Source organism: Martinezella lusitana (genome assembly GCF_900094565.1).
GTDB classification, from domain to species: domain Bacteria; phylum Pseudomonadota; class Alphaproteobacteria; order Rhizobiales; family Rhizobiaceae; genus Rhizobium; species Rhizobium lusitanum.
Window position 1 is genome coordinate 27,566 of record NZ_FMAF01000015.1, and the last position, 20,669, is coordinate 48,234.

The 20,669-nt window shown below is 58.2% G+C and carries 19 protein-coding genes and 2 pseudogenes; 7 read left to right on the plus strand and 14 right to left on the minus strand.

All coding sequences use genetic code 11. The features are described from left to right. Positions 1-138: 138 nt before the first annotated feature. From GA0061101_RS24510 to GA0061101_RS24525, 4 genes are all read right to left on the minus strand, one after another. Positions 139-1,161: an ABC transporter permease gene (locus tag GA0061101_RS24510; RefSeq protein ID WP_037191178.1), complete on the minus strand. Its 1,023-nt coding sequence runs from the start codon at positions 1,159-1,161 to the stop codon at positions 139-141. Next, positions 1,145-2,680: a sugar ABC transporter ATP-binding protein gene (locus tag GA0061101_RS24515; protein ID WP_037191175.1), complete on the minus strand. Its 1,536-nt coding sequence runs from the start codon at positions 2,678-2,680 to the stop codon at positions 1,145-1,147. The genes GA0061101_RS24510 and GA0061101_RS24515 overlap by 17 nt, the downstream gene beginning before the upstream one ends. Before the next feature lie 156 nt (positions 2,681-2,836). After that, positions 2,837-3,823, minus strand: a complete 987-nt coding sequence (locus GA0061101_RS24520) for a sugar ABC transporter substrate-binding protein (RefSeq protein WP_037191174.1) — start codon at positions 3,821-3,823, stop codon at positions 2,837-2,839. A 107-nt stretch (positions 3,824-3,930) separates the two neighbouring features. Further along, positions 3,931-4,146: a hypothetical protein gene (locus GA0061101_RS24525; protein ID WP_037191172.1), complete on the minus strand. Its 216-nt coding sequence runs from the start codon at positions 4,144-4,146 to the stop codon at positions 3,931-3,933. A gap of 11 nt (positions 4,147-4,157) precedes the next feature. Here GA0061101_RS24525 and GA0061101_RS24530 point away from each other — a divergent pair, with 11 nt between their 5' ends. Next, the gene (locus tag GA0061101_RS24530; RefSeq protein WP_092575264.1) at positions 4,158-5,168 is read left to right on the plus strand and encodes a LacI family DNA-binding transcriptional regulator; all 1,011 of its coding nucleotides are present in this window, start codon (positions 4,158-4,160) and stop codon (positions 5,166-5,168) included. 334 nt (positions 5,169-5,502) lie between these two features. Here GA0061101_RS24530 and GA0061101_RS24535 read toward each other — a convergent pair whose 3' ends face one another. The 7 genes from GA0061101_RS24535 to GA0061101_RS24565 form a co-directional block, all read right to left on the minus strand. Beyond that, complete coding sequence (locus GA0061101_RS24535; RefSeq protein ID WP_037191166.1) at positions 5,503-6,237, minus strand: NYN domain-containing protein; 735 nt, start codon at positions 6,235-6,237, stop codon at positions 5,503-5,505. Between the two features lie 222 nt (positions 6,238-6,459). Further along, positions 6,460-7,209, minus strand: coding sequence for a ribonuclease activity regulator RraA (locus GA0061101_RS24540; protein ID WP_047555642.1), 750 nt, complete (start codon positions 7,207-7,209; stop codon positions 6,460-6,462). Between the two features lie 21 nt (positions 7,210-7,230). After that, complete coding sequence (locus tag GA0061101_RS24545) at positions 7,231-8,394, minus strand: mandelate racemase/muconate lactonizing enzyme family protein (protein WP_037191160.1); 1,164 nt, start codon at positions 8,392-8,394, stop codon at positions 7,231-7,233. A gap of 33 nt (positions 8,395-8,427) precedes the next feature. Next, complete coding sequence (locus GA0061101_RS24550; protein WP_037191157.1) at positions 8,428-9,525, minus strand: ABC transporter ATP-binding protein; 1,098 nt, start codon at positions 9,523-9,525, stop codon at positions 8,428-8,430. A gap of 11 nt (positions 9,526-9,536) precedes the next feature. Further along, on the minus strand, positions 9,537-10,427 hold the full coding sequence (locus tag GA0061101_RS24555; RefSeq protein WP_047555648.1) for a carbohydrate ABC transporter permease: 891 nt from the start codon (positions 10,425-10,427) through the stop codon (positions 9,537-9,539). After that, a complete protein-coding gene (locus GA0061101_RS24560) occupies positions 10,424-11,383 on the minus strand; it encodes a carbohydrate ABC transporter permease (protein ID WP_092575267.1) in 960 nt (319 codons plus the stop codon). The genes GA0061101_RS24555 and GA0061101_RS24560 overlap by 4 nt, the downstream gene beginning before the upstream one ends. A gap of 74 nt (positions 11,384-11,457) precedes the next feature. Then, positions 11,458-12,936 carry an ABC transporter substrate-binding protein gene (locus GA0061101_RS24565; protein ID WP_037191149.1) on the minus strand — a complete coding sequence of 493 codons (1,479 nt, stop codon included), beginning with the start codon at positions 12,934-12,936 and terminating at the stop codon, positions 11,458-11,460. Between the two features lie 208 nt (positions 12,937-13,144). On the opposite strand from GA0061101_RS24565, the gene GA0061101_RS24570 reads away from it, so the two are divergent. From GA0061101_RS24570 to GA0061101_RS24590, 5 genes and pseudogenes are all read left to right on the plus strand, one after another. Further along, on the plus strand, positions 13,145-13,855 hold the full coding sequence (locus tag GA0061101_RS24570) for a GntR family transcriptional regulator (protein ID WP_037191147.1): 711 nt from the start codon (positions 13,145-13,147) through the stop codon (positions 13,853-13,855). Between the two features lie 52 nt (positions 13,856-13,907). Continuing rightward, positions 13,908-15,074, plus strand: coding sequence for a mandelate racemase/muconate lactonizing enzyme family protein (locus GA0061101_RS24575; RefSeq protein ID WP_092575270.1), 1,167 nt, complete (start codon positions 13,908-13,910; stop codon positions 15,072-15,074). Positions 15,075-15,141: 67 nt separating this feature from the next. After that, entirely contained in the window at positions 15,142-16,503 is a 1,362-nt protein-coding gene (locus tag GA0061101_RS24580) for a mandelate racemase/muconate lactonizing enzyme family protein (protein WP_037191143.1), read from the plus strand. A 17-nt stretch (positions 16,504-16,520) separates the two neighbouring features. Next, the gene (locus tag GA0061101_RS24585) at positions 16,521-17,720 is read left to right on the plus strand and encodes a mandelate racemase/muconate lactonizing enzyme family protein (RefSeq protein ID WP_037191140.1); all 1,200 of its coding nucleotides are present in this window, start codon (positions 16,521-16,523) and stop codon (positions 17,718-17,720) included. 161 nt (positions 17,721-17,881) lie between these two features. Further along, positions 17,882-18,328, plus strand: a pseudogene (locus tag GA0061101_RS24590) (transposase); the annotation flags it as partial. Positions 18,329-18,544: 216 nt separating this feature from the next. Here the strand turns inward: GA0061101_RS24590 and GA0061101_RS39530 are convergent. Continuing rightward, positions 18,545-18,703: a hypothetical protein gene (locus GA0061101_RS39530; RefSeq protein WP_162734440.1), complete on the minus strand. Its 159-nt coding sequence runs from the start codon at positions 18,701-18,703 to the stop codon at positions 18,545-18,547. A gap of 304 nt (positions 18,704-19,007) precedes the next feature. On the opposite strand from GA0061101_RS39530, the pseudogene GA0061101_RS40300 reads away from it, so the two are divergent. Beyond that, positions 19,008-19,170 (plus strand): annotated as a pseudogene (locus GA0061101_RS40300) (histidine/lysine/arginine/ornithine ABC transporter ATP-binding protein); the annotation flags it as partial. Between the two features lie 143 nt (positions 19,171-19,313). Here the strand turns inward: GA0061101_RS40300 and GA0061101_RS24605 are convergent. Beyond that, positions 19,314-19,775, minus strand: a complete 462-nt coding sequence (locus GA0061101_RS24605) for a MarR family winged helix-turn-helix transcriptional regulator (RefSeq protein WP_092575277.1) — start codon at positions 19,773-19,775, stop codon at positions 19,314-19,316. 110 nt (positions 19,776-19,885) lie between these two features. Next, positions 19,886-20,602, minus strand: coding sequence for an SDR family oxidoreductase (locus GA0061101_RS24610; RefSeq protein ID WP_092575280.1), 717 nt, complete (start codon positions 20,600-20,602; stop codon positions 19,886-19,888). Positions 20,603-20,669: the final 67 nt, after the last annotated feature.

A 20,669-nucleotide genomic window follows, 5' to 3' on the forward strand; every position in this document is an offset into this window, starting at 1 on the left:
ACGATGCCGGGCCGAATGTTCAAATCCGCTTAAGGTGCAAATCGGCTCAGAAGATTCGCCCGCTACTATCAGCGACAACCATAGAGCCAGCCAGTAGTTCGGCAATGGCTTGATATGGCGTTGACGCGACGTCGCCAATCACCGCGTCTCGAGCATCCGCATTAAGCGGCCTCGATAGCTGTCGAGGATAACGGCCAGCACGATGACGGCGCCAATGACGATCGGCTTGATGTTGTCGTCGGCACCCAACAGCTGCAAGCCCGTCGACAGCACCTGCAGGATACAGGCTCCCACCAGCGTTCCGACAATCGAGCCCTTGCCGCCCGAAAGGCTGGTGCCGCCGATAATGACCGCTGCGATGGCATTAAGCTCATAGCCAACGCCTGCAACCGGGCTGCCGACATTGAGCCGAAGCAGATAAACCATGGCTGCGATACCCGCCGTCAGCCCGGAAATCGTGAAGACCGCGATTTTGATCTTTTTTGGCTCATGCCCCGACAGCCGGACCGCCTCCTCATTGGTGCCGACCGCGAAAACAAATCGGCCGAACACCGTGTAGCGCAGGACAAACCAGCCGATGAGGACAACGACGATCGCAATCAGGAAGATCGATGGGAGTATGTCCCAGAAGATAAGGTTGCCGAAATCGACGAAAGGCTGCGGCAGGCCAGTGATGGTGGAGTTATCGCTGACGACGCGCGCCAGGCCGCTTGCAACATTTAGCATGCCGAGCGTGACGATGAAGGAGGGAAGCTTCCATTTCTCGCATACCCACCCGTTGACCGCTCCAAGGACGGCACCTGTGCCCATCGAAGCTAGCGACGCCAGCACGATCGCCTGCCAGGGGGAAAATCTAGGATCGACCATGATCGTCGCACCGATGACGGTACAAAGGGCAAGCAGCGAGCCGACCGAGAGATCGATGCCTCCAACGAGAATGACGAAGGTCATGCCGGAGGCAAGCACCGTATTGATGGCGATCTGCACGAAGATCTTCAGAAAGTTCTCCGGCGTTGCGAAATATGGCGCCGTCACCGAGAAGAATATCAGGATCAGAACGAGAGCGATGGCAACGCCCGCTTCCTTCATCGAAATCCGGATGAGCTTGTCCCAGACGGTGTTCTCTTTCGCCTCGGCCTTGTTTTCAATGTTGCCGGACACGACTGTACTCCTTGTAGGCGAGTGAGAGGATCCTGCTCTCTTCGAATTGGTCCCGGGCGATCTCGCCGGCTATCTTGCCGTCCGAGAAAACGATGATGCGATGACAAATGCTGATGAGCTCGGGAAGGTCGGAGGAAACGACCAAGACGCCCTTTCCTTCAGCGGCAAATTTCCACAGAAGATCGTAGATCTCAGCCTTTGCGCCCACGTCGATCCCCCGGGTAGGCTCATCGAAGATCAGCACCTTTGGGCCGCGGAACAGCCATTTGGCAATAACCACCTTTTGCTGATTGCCGCCGGAAAACGTCCGGACTACCTGATGAACGGACGGCGTTTTTATATGCAGTTCCCGCACGAGGCGTTGCGAATGCTCGTCCTCGATCGTTCGACTGATCAAGCCTCTGCGAGAAACTTTGCCAATATCCGTGATGGTGGTGTTTTCGGCACAGCTCATGTCGAGCATCAAGCCCTGCATCTTGCGGTCTTCGGTTGCCAGGCACAGCCCTGCCGCAACCGCATCCTTAGGCGAATTGATCTGGACCGGCTCGCCATCTATGCGAATTTCCCCGGCCGCTTTCACATCGGCTCCGAATATGGCGCGAACTGCCTCCGTTCGACCACTGCCCACCAGCCCCGCAATGCCGACGATTTCACCCTTGGCGACGGAAAATGACAGTCTCGGGCCGTTTCGTGTCACCTTCAAGCCGGAGACACCGAGCGCTTCGCCCGATACGACGCTGTCGCCGCGAAAAGCACTATGATGCGAGAGCGTTCGTCCGACCATAAGTTCAACGATCTGCGGAATGGCTAGTCCTGCGAGTGACCGTGTAATCACATGCTGGCCGTCGCGCAGGATAGTGACATCGTCACCCACCTCGAAAATCTCCTCGAGCCTATGGGAGATGTAAAGCGTCGTGACACCCCGCGCTTTCAACCGCTTCAGAATTTCGAACAGGCGATCGACCTCCTTGGAGGTCAAGGTCGCCGTCGGTTCGTCAAGAACCAGAAGCTTGCTTTCGTAGCAGAGCGCCTTGGCTATCTCGAGCAACTGCAACTGCGCGATGCTCAAGCGACTGGCAGGCGTCGTCGGGGCTACGTCGAGACCGACTTCTGCCAGGAGTTCCGCCGCCCTGGTGTTCATTTGCGTGTAGTTCACCAGGCCGTATCGGCGAGGCAGATGTTCAAAGAGCAGGTTTTCGGCAACGCTAAGATTGGAAAGAGGATGCAGTTCCTGGTGAATGACGCGGATGCCTGCCTTGAATGCCTCCAACGGAGAGGCTGGATCATAGCGCTCGCCGTCAAATAGGATTTGACCGTCATCAGGCCTGAAGACACCGCCGAGCAGGTTGATAAGGGTGGACTTGCCCGCGCCGTTTTCACCCAGAAGAACATGTCCCTTGCCGCGACCGATGCGTATCGAAACATCCCTGAGCGCCACGACGCCCGGGAATCGCTTGCCTATCCCTTCCAGCTTCAAGATGTAGTCATCTGCCGCGTCTGACACGTCCACCTCATGCATGGTCTATTGAAATGGGAAATGGCCGCCCGCCCGTTACTACGCCAAGGCGGCTCGAAAACCAGCTTTACCCGGCATTCCACGGGAAAGCGATCCGGCAGCGGATAGCGCCGGCCGAGCAGCCGGCGCTTTGTTTAGCCACTAAGCCAATGGCTCGGACTACTTGATGTCCTTGGCGGTAATGAGCGTGACGTCCGTCTTGACCCAGCCGCTGAATTTTTCGCCGGCGTATTCGCGAAGACCATACTTGATACCCAAGGCCGCCATCTCGGCACCGTATTGCTCAACAGTGGCAAGCATTTTTCCGTCCTTGATCAACGGCTTGACAGATGGAATATTGTCGAAGCCGACGACCTTGATTTTGCCGCTCTGGCCGGACGCATCGAGAGCCTTGACGACGCCGAGCGCCATGGAGTCATTTGCGGCCATGACGCCCTGAATATCCTTATACTTGGTCAGGAAATTCGTCATGACGGTGTTGGCTTCTTCCGTCTCCCAATGGGCCGTCTTGCTGTCGAGAAGTTCGAGCTTGCCGTTCTTGATGGAGTCCATGAAGCCCACCTTGCGCTCCTTGGCGTTGTCGGCCTCAGGATTGCCTTCCAGGATTACGACCTTCGCGCCCGGCCCCAGCTCCTTGGCAAGAGCATCGCCCGAAAGCTTGGCGCCCTCAGTGTTGTCCGGCCCGAAGAAAGCAAGATCGACCCCGGCTGCCTTCTTCGCGTCCGCATCCAGGGGCACGTCGATGTTGATGACCTTGACGCCGGCCTTCACTGCCTTTGCAAGCGGAGTGACCATCGCCTTCGAGTCGGCCGGCGCAACGACGATGATGTCGTATTTCTGCGTCACGAAGTTTTCGACGGCATCGACCTGTGAGGCGAAATCACGCTCGTCCTTCATGCCGACGGCCTTGAAGTCGAACTTTTCCTTGTTCTCAGCCGCATACTTGTCGGCGCCTTCCTTCATCTGCTTGAAGAACTCATTGGACAAGGACTTCATGATGAGACCGACCTTGGGCTTGCTAGCCGCGAAGGCGGGCGACACGCCACAAGACAGCGCAAGCATCAACGTGCCTGCAAGGCCAAGCTTCAACGCCGCACGGCGCGGCGCGCTGATCAAGACGGATTCATGCTTTTTGGAATTGGACATTTCTCTCCTCCCGAACGGTCCTGGGCTCAGCTCCACCTGAGTTGTCAACGACAATGAACCGTTTCCAGATACAATTGGGTAGCATGCTCTCAACAATTGTCAAGACGTCACAAATTAGAGCTAAAGTCGGCGTGGATTGCAATTTTCTCCATATGCTGCAGTATATGCGGTGAACCGTTTCCATCAGGCAGATGCGCTTTCCACTGCATGACGTCGCCGGCAGTCGAATTTGGATGCGTCGCTTCGATTAAGACGGTAGAGAGCACTTGCTGAAGCCCCGGATCACGCGACTTTTGGCCGCTGACGGCGAAGATGAAGGACATACGTTTCTGTTATGCCAAAGGTCGGAATTCGAGACGTTGCCAAGCTCGCGGGAGTTTCCACCGGGACCGTTTCGAGAGTTCTGAACAATCATCCCTCGGTCACACGGGATTTGAGGGCGCGCGTCAGCGGCATCATAGAAGAACTCGGCTATATGCCCGATCCGTCCGCAAGAAGCATGCGCAGCAAGGTTAGCCGCCTGATCGGCATCGTCATCCCTGATCTGACCAATCCCTTCTTCTCGGAACTCGTCCAATCAGCCGAGCAGGCCGCCGCAAGACACGGCTATAACATCATCGTCATGACGTCTTTCGATCATGCGGCAAAGGAAGCAGACCGCATCGGGCAACTGACAAGCCGAAAGGTGGACGGCATCATTCTCGTTCCGAGCAACGATTTCCATACGATCAAGCTGCCGAAAGGGCTGCCGATCGTCGTGGTCGACCGTCTTATGCCCGGATATTCGGGCATCGGCTCCGACCACCGCAGCGGCGTTCGACTGGGTGTCGAATACCTTTTGAAACTCGGCCATCGTCGTATCGGCTTCATTTCAGGCCCAAAACATTCGGTCCCCGCCAGTGATCGTTTAAAGGGTTATCGGGATGCGATGGAGCAGAACGGCGGCAAAGTGCAAAATGCCGAACCGTCGCTGATTGCCGAGGCGGCATTCGACTACGAGAGCGGGCGAGCGGCGGGAAACTATCTCCTCGCGCGTGCGCGTAGCGAGCGCCCGACAGCCATATTCGCGAGCTCGGACCAGCAGGCGATCGGTTGCATGCGGGCGGCATATGATTTGGGTATCCCGATACCCGCAGCCCTTTCCATCGTAGGCTTTGACGGCATCCCGCTGTCAAGCATGACAATCCCACGCCTGACGACAATGAAGCAGCCGATCCAAAAAATCGCGGCAGCAGCCGTGGCGGTCCTGTTGAATGAGCGGCCCGCACCAAGCGTCGACCATCCGATCTTATTCGCCTGCGAGCTTTCTGAGGGCGAAACAACTGCGGCTCCTCAACCAGACTAAGATTTTGGCATAGTCGCGCGGCCGCTTTATCGCAAGGAGCGCGATTTCTGACGCTCGCGGGCAGGGCGTCGAGCGTTTCGCCCACGGCAAATTCCACCACAACACAAAGTGAGGAAGCCCCCGTTCAAATGCAAAGCGACCGCGCAACCTGCAGCACCAAGGCTACCGTCCCTTGGGGTGGAAAGGACCGGTCAGCTCAGGCTTTTCTAAGTTCCTCAAATGGAACAACTTGATTGCGGGGTAGGGAGCGCTTGCCCAGCTTGCGAAATAGTCAACGCTGACGTCGTTACCCAAGCCGCGGACATTGCCCTTTGTCAGCCGCGGTTCGGTAGAATTACTTTTTGTCTCTTCGTTTCAAACGGATACTGATTGGACCGCCCTCATCCTGACTGAGCTCGAACTGATTGGTCTTGCGAACAAGGTCGCTGAGTTTTCGAAAGCCGAATGTGCGTGGGTCGAAATCCGGCGCGAGATTCAGGAGCTGCTTGCCAACTGTGCCCAGATTGACCCAGCCGTCCTCGCTGTCCTCCTGCAATAGGACTCTCTTGATCAGTGGGACGGCGGTGCTCGCCGGCTGCAGCGGTTTGTCGGCAGACGCGATGGCCTGGCCGTCCTTGGCCCCGCCGGGCAGCAGGTTTTCGGTATAGATGAACCGCCTGCAAGCTTGACGAAAACTCTCCGGTGTCTTCTGTTCGCCGAAACCGAATACATCCACGCCCTGTTCGCGGATACGAGCGGCAAGCCGGGTGAAATCGCTGTCCGATGACACGAGGCAGAACCCATCGAAACGGCCGCTGTGCAGCAAGTCCATCGCATCGATGACCAAAGTAATATCCGAGGCATTCTTTCCTGTCGTATAGGCAAATTGTTGCTGCGGAATAATAGCGTGCTTTGCCAGCACATCAGCCCACCCTTTCGAGCGCGTACCGGAAAAGTCGCCATAGATCCGGCGGACGCTCGCCTCGCCGATCTTGGCGACTTCTTCAAACAAGCCGTCGGCGATCTTGGCCGATGTGTTGTCGGCGTCGATCAGCACGGCGAGGCGCGGCGAACGTGTTTCAGATGGCATTTCGCTCCTCATAGGTGAAACGGACCCGAACCTCACACAGGGTACTCGTTCGAAACCGACGCGTCAGCCGCTGTCACCAGAATTGGCCGTATTTCGTGCTCTCTCTTCGGCGGCAGGACCATTGGCATAGATGGCGAGACGCTCGTGTCTCGCGTCCGTTGGACGTAAGCCTACAATTTGTTGCTGCTGCTCCACCTGCTTCCATAGTTGCTGCAATATAGGCTAACTTCGGTTCACCAGGTGGTTTGTTTTGCGCCAATCTTCGTACTCTCCACGGGCATCGTCATGCAGCGGATAATATCGCTGCAACGACCCACCCTCCATAAGCTTCACTCGCGAAAACTCCTCCCAATCGTGATGCTTTTGCGACTCTTCGATTACCTTAGAAGCCATTGCGACTGGAAGCACCACCACCCCGTCGTCGTCGGCGACGATGATGTCGCCGGGGATTACCGTGACACCGCCGCAGGCAATCGGAACGTTGACGGCATTGGGATAGATGCTGGTCTGCACATGATAGTTGGGCGTCCAGCCGCGCAGCCATAGGGGGAGATCCAGCTTTTCAACATTGGGCCGATCGCGCATGCACCCGTCGATTACGATACCAGCGCCGCCTCTGCCTTTGAAATACGTCGACATCATATCGCCAAAGACACCCGAGCTCATGTCGCCGCGCGCGTCGACCACGACCACATCGCCTTCCTGCGCGTGATAGAGCACGTGCCGGTGCAACTGCGTCTCCGGATCGGCATATTCTCCCTCGGTGAAGAGGTCGGGCCGCTGCGGCATGAACTGGAGGGTCAGCGCCGGCCCGACGATCGACTTCCCGCGGTTCTGCGGCACGGGACCGACCATGTGCGGATTGCGGAAGCCCATGTGGCCAAGCGTGCCGGCAACCGTCGCGGCGCCGATTTCCTGCAGTGCGTCGATCAGGTCTTTAGGCGGTCGGGTAATATCGGGAGTATGCGTCATTTTAGCCTCCGGTGGATGGAACTACCAGTTCGTAACAGAACCGTCGCGGCGCTTCAGGTGAGGTGCTTCCCAGAAACGAAAACTCTCCGCCTTGACCACCTCTTCGTTGACCTCGACGCCGAGCCCCGGCAGATCGCTCACCGGATAGTGGGGGCCGTCGAGCCGCGGTTGCACTGGGAAAAAGTCGGCATTGTCAAAGCCCAGCTTTGTTTCGGGCGCCCTGGTCTCGAGCCAAGCGAAATTCGGTACCGCAGCGGCGAGATGGATGGTCGCGGCCGTGCAGACCGGGCCGAGGGGATTATGCGGCATCAGGTCTACATAGTGCGCCTCGCTCCAACCAGCGACCTTCATCGCTTCGGTGAACCCGCCAACATTGCAGATATCGAGCCGGTTGAACTGATGGATGCCACGCTCGATGTAGGGCAGGAATTGCCACTTGCTGGAAAATTCCTCACCGATGGCGAACGGGATGTCGGTCATCGTGCGCAGGGATTCGTAGGCCTCCGGCGTCTCGTCTCGTATCGGCTCCTCGAGGAAGTCGAGTACGCCACGACCGAGCTTGTTACAGAAGCTTGCCGCCTCTGCCACCGACAGCCGGTGATGATAGTCGATACCGAGTACGACGTCGTCGCCCAGCGCCGCGCGCGCCTTGTTCAGCATAGTTGCGGTGGCACCAATCGACTCCCGCGGCTCAAAGATGTCCTTGCTGTTTTGCCCGACGGGGAAGAAGCGGATCGCCTGCCACCCCTGTGCGCGTAGTTCGCGGGCTCGTTCGATGGCAACATCGCCCTCGGCCTCGTCGCCGGTCGAGGCGAAGGTGGGAATTCGGTCACGCTGCTTGCCTCCCAGCAGTTCATAGGCCGGCACCCCCAGCGCCTTCCCCTTGATGTCGTGAAGGGCAATGTCGATGGCGGAAATCGCCGCCTGCAAAACGCGCCCGCCTTCGAAGTATTGGCTGCGATAAACTTCTTGCCAGATCCGACCAATCTGCATCGGGTCGCGGCCGATGAGAAACTCGCGATAGTGCTCGATCGCGCCGGCCACGGCCTTCTCGCGACCGCTCAAGCCGCTCTCGCCCCAGCCAAAGATGCCGTCGTCGGTCTCGACCTTGACCAGCATCTGGTTGCGCGTCCCTACCCATACCGGATAGGGTTTGATAGCGGTGATTTTAAGCTTCGCAGTCATCCACACCCTCGTTTCACACGCATCCGCTCTGTCTCAGTTGGCCTTGAGGGCCATTTCTGTTTCGCCATCGAACAGATGCATCCGCTCCTGATCGAATTCGAGCCAAATTGGCTCGTCGGGCGCGACGGCAATGGTCGGCGGGACGCTGACATTGACGATGGCGCCGGACAGGAACGCCTGTACGAAAGTGACGTCTCCGGTCGGCTCCACGGTGTAGGCCTTTGCAGGGACGCTTCCTGGCACCGCACTCTTGTGCAGTTTGATCGTCGAGTGACGTGCGCCGAGCACGATTTTCTTGGTGGTTGCCCGCGCGACCTTCCGGGCGTTTTCTGACGAGAGCTCGAGGCGCCAGCCCTCCGCGCTGGTCAACACTATGTTGCCGCTTGCCGTTGACGCCTCCAGCGGAACAAGGCTCATCGCCGGGCTGCCGACGAAGCTGGCGACGAACATGTTCACCGGATGGGCAAAAACCTGCGCTGGTGAATCGTATTGCTGCAGGTAGCCGCCGTTCATCACCGCCATTCTGTCGGCCATGGTTACCGCTTCGAGCTGGTCGTGCGTCACATAGATGATCGTCGCCTTGAGGTCCTGGTGGAAACGCTTGATCTCCGACCGCATCTGCACGCGCAGCTTTGCGTCGAGGTTGGAGAGCGGTTCATCCATCAGGAATACCGCCGGATCGCGAACGAGGGCACGGCCCAGCGCCACGCGCTGCTGTTGCCCGCCCGAAAGTTCGCGTGGCTTGCGCTCGAGCAGTTGCGTCATGTCGAGCACTCGCGCTGCTTCCTTGACCTTCCTGTCGATCTCGTCCCTTGGCAGTTTGCGCATCTGCAGGGGGAACGCCAGATTTTTGTAGACCGATTTCTGCGGATAGAGCGCGTAGTTCTGGAACACCATTGCGATGTCCCGGTCCTTGGGGTCGAGGTCGTTGACCATCCTGTCGCCGATGACGATGTCGCCAGATGTGATGGGGATGAGCCCTGCCACAAGGTTGAGTGTGGTTGTCTTGCCGCAGCCCGAAGGGCCGACGAGCGCAACAAATTCGCCGTCGTTGACCGTCAGCGAAACGTTGTTGACAGCTTTGAAGCTGCCATAGGTCTTGACCAGATCTTTGAGGACCACGTGGGCCACCGGCAACTCCCCTAGTGCTTGACTGCGCCTTCCGTAAGGGCGCGTACGAAGTATCGTTGCAGTACGAGGAACAGGACCACGACAGGCACGCTCATCATGAAGCTGGCCGCCATCAGGCCCGGAAAGTCCGTTGTATTTTCCGAGAAGAAGCGCTGGATGCCGACCGGCAGTGTCAATTGCTCGTTCTTGGAGAGGAAGGTGTAGGCGTAGATGTACTCATTCCATGCGCCAATGAAGGAATAGATCGCCGTGGCGATGATTCCCGGCGCCGAGAGCGGCATCACGATCAGGACAAAGGCCTGGAACCGCGTTGCCCCGTCGATGCGCGCCGCCTGCTCGAGTTGCACCGGGATGTTGTCGTAGAAGCCCTTGAGGAGCCAGATTGCCAGCGGCAGCCCGAATGTGAGGTAGGTGAGGATGAGTGACCCATGTGTGTTCACCAGCCCGATCGCGCGCATCAGGATAAAGAGCGGCACGAGAAAGATCACTGCCGGGAACATGTTGCGAAGCAAGACGGCGAAGAACAGAAAGTTCCGGCCCGGGAAGGTGAAGCGTGAAAACGCGTAGGCCGCAGGAACAGCCACGATTACCGAAAGGATGGTCGTGGCGGTGGAGACGAAAAGGCTGTTCCAGAAGAAGCGCAGGAAGTCCCGGCCGACGCTGTTTTGCGGATCGAGCAGCTTCTGGTAGCTGGCGAGAGTGGGATGGTCCGGCCACCACTGTGGCGGGAACTGCATGGCCGCGAAGCCGGACTTGATCGAGGTGATCAGCATCCAGATCATCGGCAAAGCGGTGTAAAGCAGCATGAAAACAAGGAAGACGCGTCCGCCCCACCGCCAGCCATCGATGCGCATGCGGCGACGCGCCCGGCCTCGATGAGCAGTTTCGGCGATCGCGCTCATTCGCTTCCATCCTTCTGTTCGTTGCCGCTCAGCGCCCGGACGTAAAAGTAGCCGAACGACATAAGGATCAGGAACAGCAGCACCGAATAGGCCGATGCCACCCCCCAGCGCTGGCGACCGAAGGCAAGTTCATAAATGTGGGTGATCCAGATGTGCGAGGCGTTCGACGGCCCGCCGCCAGTCATGATCCAGGGGATGATGAAAGAATTGAAGTTGGCCACTGCCAGCAGGAGGATCGTCACCGTCGAGACGTTTCTCAGGTGCGGAAAGGTGACGTGCCAGAACCGCTGCCATGCATTGGCTCCGTCGACTTTTGCGGCGCGCAGCAACTGATCGGGAACCGTCTGCAGGCCGGCCATCATCATGATCATGGCAAACGGAAACTCTCGCCAAATATTGACGACGATCAGCGAGGGCAACACTGTGTTGACGCTGTCGATGAAATTCGGCGGCCGGTCGGCCAACCCAAGGCCGACCAGCACCGCGCCGATGATCCCAAAGTCCGAATGGTAGATCCACTTCCAGATATAGGACGCGGCGACCGCGCTGATGACCCAGGGAATGATCAGGATGGCCCGCAGGATGCCGCGGCCGATAAAGTCGCGATGGAGCGCCAGGGCGCAGGCAAACCCCAGGACAAATGAGATGAGAGTGGATCCCAGTGTCCAGATAAGAGTGTTCGAGGTGACCGTCCAGAACACCGGACTTGTGAGGATGGCGATGTAGTTGTCGAGGCCGACGAAAATCTTGTCCCGGAGTTGCAGGCCAGGCGGTGTGTTAAAGAACGACAGCTCGATCGTGTAGTAGATGGGATAGGCAATGACGATGAGCATCACGGCGATCGCAGGAAGCACGTATGCGTAGTCAGCGCGATGCTCCCAAATCTTTCGCAGCACGCCGGACCTGTCGGTCTGCAGTCTTCGGCGCGCCTCGGCCTTGCCAGTCAAGATCGTCACTGTGCCCTGCCCTTATTCTTTGGAGGAAAACCGGCTGCTATCGAGGCGCAGCCGGTCAGATCGGCAGGCTCGGACTAGAGTCCGCCACCCATCAGCTCTTTTACCCTCTTGGCTGCGTCGTCTGCTGCTTGATCGACGGTCATGGCTCCTGTCAGGGCATTCTGCAGCATATCGGGAACGATGATGTTCATGATCTCGGGCGATTGTGGCAGCGCCGGGAACGGGATGCCGTATGGCAGCATCGAGGTCGTGACATCAAGGAACTTGATACTGTCCAGGCGTTCCTTCATCCATTTGGTCTTGAAGCCGTTAAGGTTTCCGGGGTTCGAGCCAGCGTAGGCCATCTTCAGCGACCATTCGGGGCTTGCCCACATGCATCCCAGAGCCTTTGCAGCCGGCTCATCGACCTTGCCGCCCTCGACATATTCGGGCTTCAGGATGTGAATGTTGGAGCCGCCAAACACCACGGCACGCTTGCCGTCGGGACCAGTCGGTATCAGACCGTAGCGCATGTTGTCGATGACGGTCTGCGCTTTGTCCTTGTCGCTGCCCGTCGTCTTCTTCTGCAGGTCGAGCATGACGTTATAGTCGGAAGGGTGCGATACCATCATGGCGAGCTGGCCAGCGAGGAAGAGGGGCTGGTTATCCGCCTGCTGATTGGTGAGTGCCGAAACCGGAACCGACTTGTCGCGAACATACATATCGTACGAGGCTTGCAATGCCGCCTTGCTCTGCGGGCTATCCAGCTCGACCTGCTTATAGGTCGGGCTCGCGGTAGCTTCGTCGAAGACGCCGCCGCCATAGGCCCACAGCTGTGGCATGAAGCGATAGGGCGTATTGCCAGCGTTCTTGCGCGCCACGAGGCCATAACCGGCAATACCGAGCTTGTCGTGGATCTGCTTGGAATATTTGACGACGTCGTCCCAGGTCGCCGGAGCCTTGTCTGGATCGAGGCCTGCACGCTTGAAGATGTCGGCGTTCCAGATGAACGCCATCGTCTCGTTGTTGGTTGGAACGCCGTAGGTCACCCCTTCCCAGGTTACGGCCTTCATTGCACCGGGCCAGAAATCCTCGGTCGAATACCCTACATCCTCAGGTTTGAGCGGCTGCAGATAGCCCTTTGCGGCGAACTCGGTGCCCCCCAGGATTTGCAGGCGCACCGCCATGGGCGCTGCATTGCCCAGAAGTGCGGTCCGAAACTTATCCAGAAGGTCATTATAGGTGAGGGCTTGTTCCTCAAGCTGGATGTTTGGATAGGTTTTGCGGAAGGTCTCGAAGAACTCCTTATAATACTGGCGCAGGAGGTCGGGGTCACCCTCGAAGACCCCCTGATACCAGAAAGTCAGTCGCCCCTTATAGTCGAGAGGGGTGACCTTTGCGCAATCGCCCGCCGTGTCAAATTCCTGTGTGCCGGCAATGGAGCGCACATATTCCGGCGACCACTTGCTCAAGTCGACCGGCGCACCCAGCGCAGACGCTGACATCAAAGATAGCGTCAAAGCGGTGGATAAAGTTCCGCGCACGACGGCACCGCCGAGTGAAATCCTCGTCATAGGTATCCTCCAGGTTCTCTCCCAAGCCGCTCTGCATCGAGGCGAACGGTTTTTGCTCCCCGGCCACGGGACTTTCCACCCAATGTATCCCTTCGACCAGATTATACGTTTTCAGATTGTAGATTGCCTGTCAATTGAAGAAATCGTACATTGTTTACGGAAAATTTGCGTGATATTGGAGCAGTGTGTGTATTAAGTGGGGAAAGTCTTGGCCGAAACGAGCGATTTTAGAGCAAAGCCACCCGAAGGGATCGACGCTATCGGAGCCTCCAGCGAGGGCGCCTCGGTTTATCGACTGATCAGGGACGACATTATCGAAGGGCGGCTCGCTGCCAACGAGCGGCTTGTGGTTACCGACCTCGCCCGGCGCCACGGCACCTCAACCAACCCCGTGCGCGAGGCTCTGCAACTGTTGCGCGGGGAGGGCTTTGTCACCCTCATTCCCAATCGCGGAGCGCGCGTGCGGCCCATAGATCAGGATTTTGTTCGGGACATCTACGAGATCGGAGTCTTGATCGAGCCGGCACTGACGCGATGGTTCGTGAATATGGCGACCGTCGAGGACATTGCTGAACTCGAACGCATCCAAAGCCTAATTGAAGAGAACAACTTCGCCGACACGTTCAGGCACAGCGAGTTGGACACCGCCTTTCATACCGTGATGTATCAAAAGCACTACAACCGCCATGCGGCCGAGCTCTGGTGGAAGCATCGCGAAGTGCTTCGAGCCGTGAGCCGGCGTTTCAACTTCACGCTCGCCCGGCGTGCCGCGGTCCTTGGCGAGCATCGCGAGCTTATCACGCATGTGAAAGCGGGAAATGCGAACGAGGCAGCCGAACTCATTGCACGCCATGTCGAGGGCTCCGGCCGCCACATCCTGGAACATATGCGTGCCCGTAACGCCGCCCGGGCGGGATAGAATACATAGTCTGAATATCTTTATACCGACCACTTCAGCAAAGGCATTTGAGATGAAAATCACCAGCGTCCGGCCGTGGCTCATCAGATCCGATGCGTCCTATTGGGGAGAGTATCTGTTCGTCGAAGTGACCACCGATGAGGGGGTCAGCGGCTGGGGAGAGATCACCACCACGACAAGGCTCGCCAATCGCGCCCTCTGCACGATCTTGCGGCAAATCGGGGTCGCTTTGACAGGCGAGGACCCGGCGCGTATCGAGTATCTGTGGCACAAGATATTCCGCAGCTTCACCTACATGGGCAGTCGCGGCGCGGCAGTCGAATGCGTAAGCGCCATTGACATAGCTCTTTGGGACATCCGAGGCAAAGTTCTTGGCAAGCCGATTTACGAGCTGTTGGGTGGACCGGTACGCGACGAAATCGCGCTCTACACCCATCCCAACCAGGCCAAGTTTACCAGTAATGAAGCTGTGGTCCGGGAAATTCGAGACATTGTCGAGTCCGGCCACACTGCGCTCAAGTTCGATCCTTTCCCCCATCAAGGCCGCGCCGTCGATGGACAGCCTCGCGAACAGCGCGACGGCTACCTCGATGGTGGCATGACCCGCAAGGATGAGCGTGAAGCCGCCGAACTCACGGCTCTGATCCGAGAAACGGCGGGCTCTGATGTTGATATCCTCATCGATGCGCATGGCCGGTTCGACGTTCCCACCGCCATTCGCCTTTGTCGGAGCCTTGAGGAAGCTGCTAAGATCGACTGGTTTGAGGAGCCCTGTCCGCCTGAGAGCCTCAACGCGCTCAAACAGGTCCGTGAGAAGGTCAGTACCGCTATCTCCTGGGGCGAGCGCGGCCACACGAAGTGGGATTTCGTGCCGGTGCTCGAAAACAAGCTCGCCGACTACATCATGCCGGACGTCACCTGGACCGGCGGCATTACCGAACTCAAGAAGATTTCTGCCCTATGCGAAGCCTATTACATCCCGGTTTCGCCGCATGACGCAGCAGGGCCGATCAACGTGGTCGCGGGAGCGCAGGTGATGATGACCGTTCCTAATTTCTACAAACTTGAAACGTCAGAGTGGAACTTGGGCAAATACGATCATCTCATCGACAGGCCACTCGATGTTTCGAACGGCAGCCTCAAGCTTACGCCCAAGCCTGGCCTCGGCGTTGAAATGAACCGCGACTACCTTCAAAACCACGAGATAGAGTTGGCCTAGCCAGCAACACTCTGCGCCGCCTCAGCGTGCGCGACGACGAGCCCGCCGACCAGAACGAGGATAAATCATGGCAGAGGCAAATGGAGCCGACCAGGCGCTCAATCGGGTGAACACGCATTCCAAGCCGTCCGACCTTCGCATCACCGACATGCGGGTAGCCGAAATTGTCGGCGCGCCGTTTACCTCAACGCTACTCAAGATTTACACCAACCAGGGTATCGTCGGGCTTGGCGAGGTGCGCGACGGCGCCAGCGCCACCTACGCACTGATGCTCAAGAGCCGGTTGCTTGGCGAGAACCCTTGCGACATCGATCGCCTGTTTCGCCGGATCAAGCAGTTTGGCGGGCACGGCCGGCAAGGCGGCGGCGTATCGGCGGTTGAAATCGCGTTGTGGGATCTTGCCGGCAAGGCCTATGGCGTCCCTATCTACCAGATGCTCGGCGGCCGGTTTCGGGAGAAAGTGCGCGTCTACTGTGATACCGACGCCACCGTGCCGAGCGGTACCGAGACCGGCAAGCGCCTCAAGCAGCGCATGGAGCTCGGATTCACCTTCCTCAAGATGGATTTGGGATTGATGCAGATCGCGGATGTGCCCGGTGCGGTCGTGTTTCCTGCCGGCTCACTAGAAGGATACCGCGACGGTCCCCGTCGCGGGCCGCTGAAGACCATTGAGGAGCGGCGTGTCCGCAATGCCGCGTACGATTTGCATAACGTCCCGCACCCGTTTACCGGCCTGCACTTTTCCGAGAAGGGCCTCGACCTGCTTGAGCAATATATCGCGGAGGTTCGTGAGGTCATCGGCATGGATGTGCCGCTTGCGATCGACCATGTTGGCCATATCTCTGTGCAGAACGGCATTCGCCTTGCCAGGCGAATTGAAAAATACGTGCCAGCCTGGCTCGAGGATGTGATCCCATGGCAGTATACCGAGCAATACCGACAACTGCAGCACGCCACCACGGTGCCGATTTGCACGGGCGAGGATATATACCTCAAGGAGGGCTTCGAGCCTCTGCTCAATAGTGGCGGCGTCTCCGTTATCCACCCGGACCTGCTCACCAGCGGAGGCATCCTCGAGACCAAGAAGATCGGCGACATGGCGCAGGACCGTGGCGTCGCCATGGCCATCCATATGGCAGAAAGTCCGATCGCCGCAATGGCCGCGGCACATGTCGCGACCGCGACCGAAAATTTCATGGCGCTCGAATACCATTCCGCCGATGTTGACTGGTGGGACGATATTGTCACGGGCCTTCCCAAGCCGCTGGTGAAGAACGGCTTCATCACTGTTCCCGACAAGCCGGGTCTGGGGATTGACGATGTCGTGGACGAGGTGATTTCGGGGCATCTGCAGCCGGGTGTCACCGGCATTTGGCAGCCTACGGATCGCTGGGACGATGAGTATTCCTGGGACCGCACCTGGAGCTGAGACGAAAAGGAACGAAGATGAAGATCGCCGATCTCCGCTGCGCCGTTATCGGTAAACACCCGATCGTTCGCATCGTTACGGACGAGGGCCTCTATGGCTTGGGTGAAGTCGAATTCACTAAGCCCTACCTCAAACCCTTTGTGCTGCATTTCCGCGAGGCGCTGATCGGCGAAGACCCGACCGACGTCGAGAGAGTGATGCTGAAGATCCGTCAACGTGGTTCTTTCAAGCCGTACGGCGCGGCGGTGAGCGCTATTGAGCATGCGCTGTGGGATATTGCTGGCAAGGCCGCGGGCGTGCCCGTCTATAAACTGCTCGGCGGCAAGGTGCGGGACAAGGTTCGCGTCTACAACGGCTCGATTCGCCAAAAACGCATGGGCGACCGGCCGGAGGATTACGCCGCTGACGTCAAATGGATGATGGAGCAGCCGCAGAACTTCTTCATGGTCAAGCAAGGAATCTCGTTCCACTCCAACATGAAGGACACTATCGACGACTTCCACTACGGCGTGACGCAGAAGAAGGCCGGCTATCACGGTGCCATGGATCAGGGCGTGATCAGCGAGCGCGGTTTCAATCACATGCTCGATTGCGTGATCGCGATGAAGGAAGTGCTGGGCGACAAAGTCAGCCTGGCGCTCGACTGCGGCCCGGGCTGGATGCTGCCCGATGCAATCAAGTTCGCTCGGGCGGTCGAGAAGTACAATCTGATGTGGCTCGAGGACATGCTCACCGGCGACTACGTGCCGTGGGTCAATCCGCAAGCCTATCGGGAATTGACAACCTCCACCTCGACGCCAATCCACACTGGCGAGCAGATCTACCTGCGGCACAACTTCAAGGAACTGATCGAGACGCAGGCGGTACGCGTCATCGGCCCCGATCCAGCCGACGTTGGCGGCATCGCCGAGCTCAAATGGGTTGCCGAGCACGCCTACATGCACTCGATCCTGATGGCACCGCACGGCACCGCTAACGGCCTGCTGGGGCTCGGCGCGTTGATTAACGTCTGCGCCACATTGCCGGCAAATTACATCGCGTTCGAATATCCAACCGCCTCCGACCCCTGGTGGGAGGATCTGGTAATCGGCCTGCCGCCGCAGATCGTGAAGGACAGCATGGTGGACCTACTGGAAGCGCCGGGGCTTGGCCTCGATATCGACGCCGAAGGAGCCAGAAGATATCTCAGGGAAGAGGATGCGGGCTTTTTCGACTGAACCCTCCACCTCCCTGCCCATCTTGTCAGGCGCCAGGCAATAGTGTGCGGCCTGACGTATCGTCCGCATTCTGGGCATAGGAAGATAAACCGACGCCTGTATAGCGCTTCTCTGATCGAGCAGTCCGCAACCCGAATTCAAGCGTCCTTCGTTTAGCGACCTCCCGGTGCGGCTGGCGAAAGCAGCATCTGGCTGTTGATGCCGGCAGTGGCGAGATCATCGCACATAGCCTGACAAATCTGGAAACCGGCGGTGTCTCGCAACTGGCGCCGTTGCTTGATCAGATCAATGATGAGATCGACCAGTTCACTGCCGATGGAGCCTATGATGGCCATCCAACCTACGGTGCAATTTTCCGTCATACCATGGACGCAAGGGTCGTCATTCCACCGCCCGCGAACGCGGTTGGACGGCCTAACGCCCAAAAGTCCTGCCAGAGAGATGTCCACATAGAAACCATGCAGTCAGATGGCCGGCTGAAATGGCAGACGTGCATCGGCTGTGGCAAACTGATCGAAACGGCAATGGGTCGATGCAAAGGCGTCATTGGACCGCGTATGCGTGCTCGCTCATTCCTTGCTCAACAGACAGAGGCTGCGATCGGTGTCGAAAGCAGTGCCCGGGATAAGCAGCGCATAGCGAACGCCTATCGCGACGCACGGGCCGTGTAGTGCTCCCGCAAATGTCGGACGCGTACTTTTTAGGTATGCCGTTGCGAGGGTCGCGTCGCGCTAGCTCATCAAAAAGCGGTTCGCGCTGCGCCGTACGGTAGCGTCCTTCGTGCAGCGCTCGCTGGAGCGCTGCCATTTTGTCCTGAGATCAACTTATACAGCAAATCCCGTTTCGGGCTCAATAATAACGATGGTGCCGATAATGGGGACGGTGCCGGTGATGGTCGTACCAACCCCGGTGATAACCACGCCAGTAGTGGCTCCGATAGCTGCGATGCGGTTTCCAATGATGCCGATGATGCCGTGGACCATGCCAATGGCGGTGATGACGATAGTGGACCGTCTGAACGGACGATTGAACTTCCGGCTTTGTCATATTCATCATCGGCGCGGCCGATGCAGCGCCAGCTCCGATAAGCAAGCCGACACCTAGGATTCCAGCAAGTAGCGTTTTGAAGACTTTCATAGTGAACCTCCCTGATATCTTCCTCATCCTGAAACCTAAAGACTGAATGGGGGATGAATGATCGTCGGGCATGCAATTTGACGCGATGGAAGGCCTACTCCTCGTCGGGAGGTTCAGTATCGATGTTGAAAGCGAGCCGCTCGTCCAAAGCTGCACGGTTCATCAACCGGCGTACCGCGACTTTCCGTTCATAATGTTCGCAAGAGCTTCGGCAGTCATGAGTTCACTGCGCGGCATCTCGCTAGAGGCTCGTCAAGGTGACGTCGTCTCACTCCTTGGTGGATACAGCTCCGGAAAATCAACGCTGCTGCGGCCACCGCATGTACACTTATCGAAAATGCAGCCGAAACTCAGCGAACCAAACAAGGCGCTTGCGAGAAATTTTTCGCTCACAGAACTGACGCGGGAACGTTGTGACTGACCTTACTCGCTCAAACCGGACGGCTTTTCGAAGGCTCAGTCTCCGGGCGAGACGACCGGCAAGTCGCCAACGACGATCTCTCTCAGGCTGTGCCGGAGCGTTGCGACGTTGGTGCTACCGTTCAGCCGCTCGAATTCTCGCTGCGCATCCTGCCAGAGAGGAGCCGCTCTCTCATGCAAGCGTCGGCCTTCGTCCGTGAGTTCAATGATACGAACTCGGCCGTCCACGGGTGATGGCTTGATCGTGACGAAGCCGTCGCGTTCCAGAAAGCCAACCATCTTTCCCATCGCCGTCCGCTCGATATCGAGCCGTTCCGCGAGAGCGTTGACAGCGGCACCGTCGGCTTCGTCGAGCGCCGCCAGGGTCAGGAACTGCGTGATACGAAGCCCGACGGGCTCAAGATGGGCATCGTAGAACCGCGTGATCTGACGGCTCGCCTTTCTCATGGCAGAGCAATTGCATTGATCGATCCCCAGCGGTTGGTTCGCCGACAACATCTCGTTTTCCTTTCGAATCCTACTTATCGTCCGCAGGCTATATGGCGCAAAGTCCAAGGCCTCCGCATCACACAGCCTGCGGCTTGGCTGTTTCTCCACCATCTTAGCGCTTAGAACAATCCTGGCGGCGGCGTGATATAACCGGGCACCTCGGCTGAAAGCGTGCTCTTCAGCAGTGTCGTTCCCTGGTCGGCCATGATCTCGCTCTTGCCGGCGGCGAGCGCGTCATAGGTTTGGCGCACCACATCCTGCGGGCTGGCTTTTGGCACATCGATGCCATTGGTCAGGTCGGTATCCACGAAACCAACATGCAGACCGAGAACCTGGATGCCACGATCTTGAAGGTGAAAGCGAAGCTGGTTCGTGAAGCTCCATGCCGCCGCCTTTGATGCAGCATAGGGTGTCAAAATGGGCCGCGGAAGCCACACGATGTCGGATAGCACGTTGATGATGGCAGCACGCGGCTTGGCCGACAGGATCTGCTCGAAGGCCTGCGTGACGCGGACGACGCCATAATAGTTGGTGTCGAACAGACGCTGCGACTGCTCTTCGACATCGGTTGCCAGAGGTCCGTCGATAAGAGCAGCGATGCCCGCGTTGTTGATCAGCAGATCAGTATCCGCCGCCAGTTCCGCTGCTGCGGCGATCGATGCTTTGTCCGTGACATCGATCCGGACGGGGATGATGCCCGGTTCGTCGAAGCCGTTCGTATTGCGCATGCCGGCATAGACCTTCTTCGCTCCGCGACGATGGGCCTCGCGCGCAAACGCTAGGCCCAGGCCACGATTGGCACCGGTGATAAAGACGGTGGTGTTGGTGACATCCATGACAAATTACCTCTCTAAAGCCACAGATCAGGGCATCCAATATCGATACCCGCCTGCGGGCGTTGGG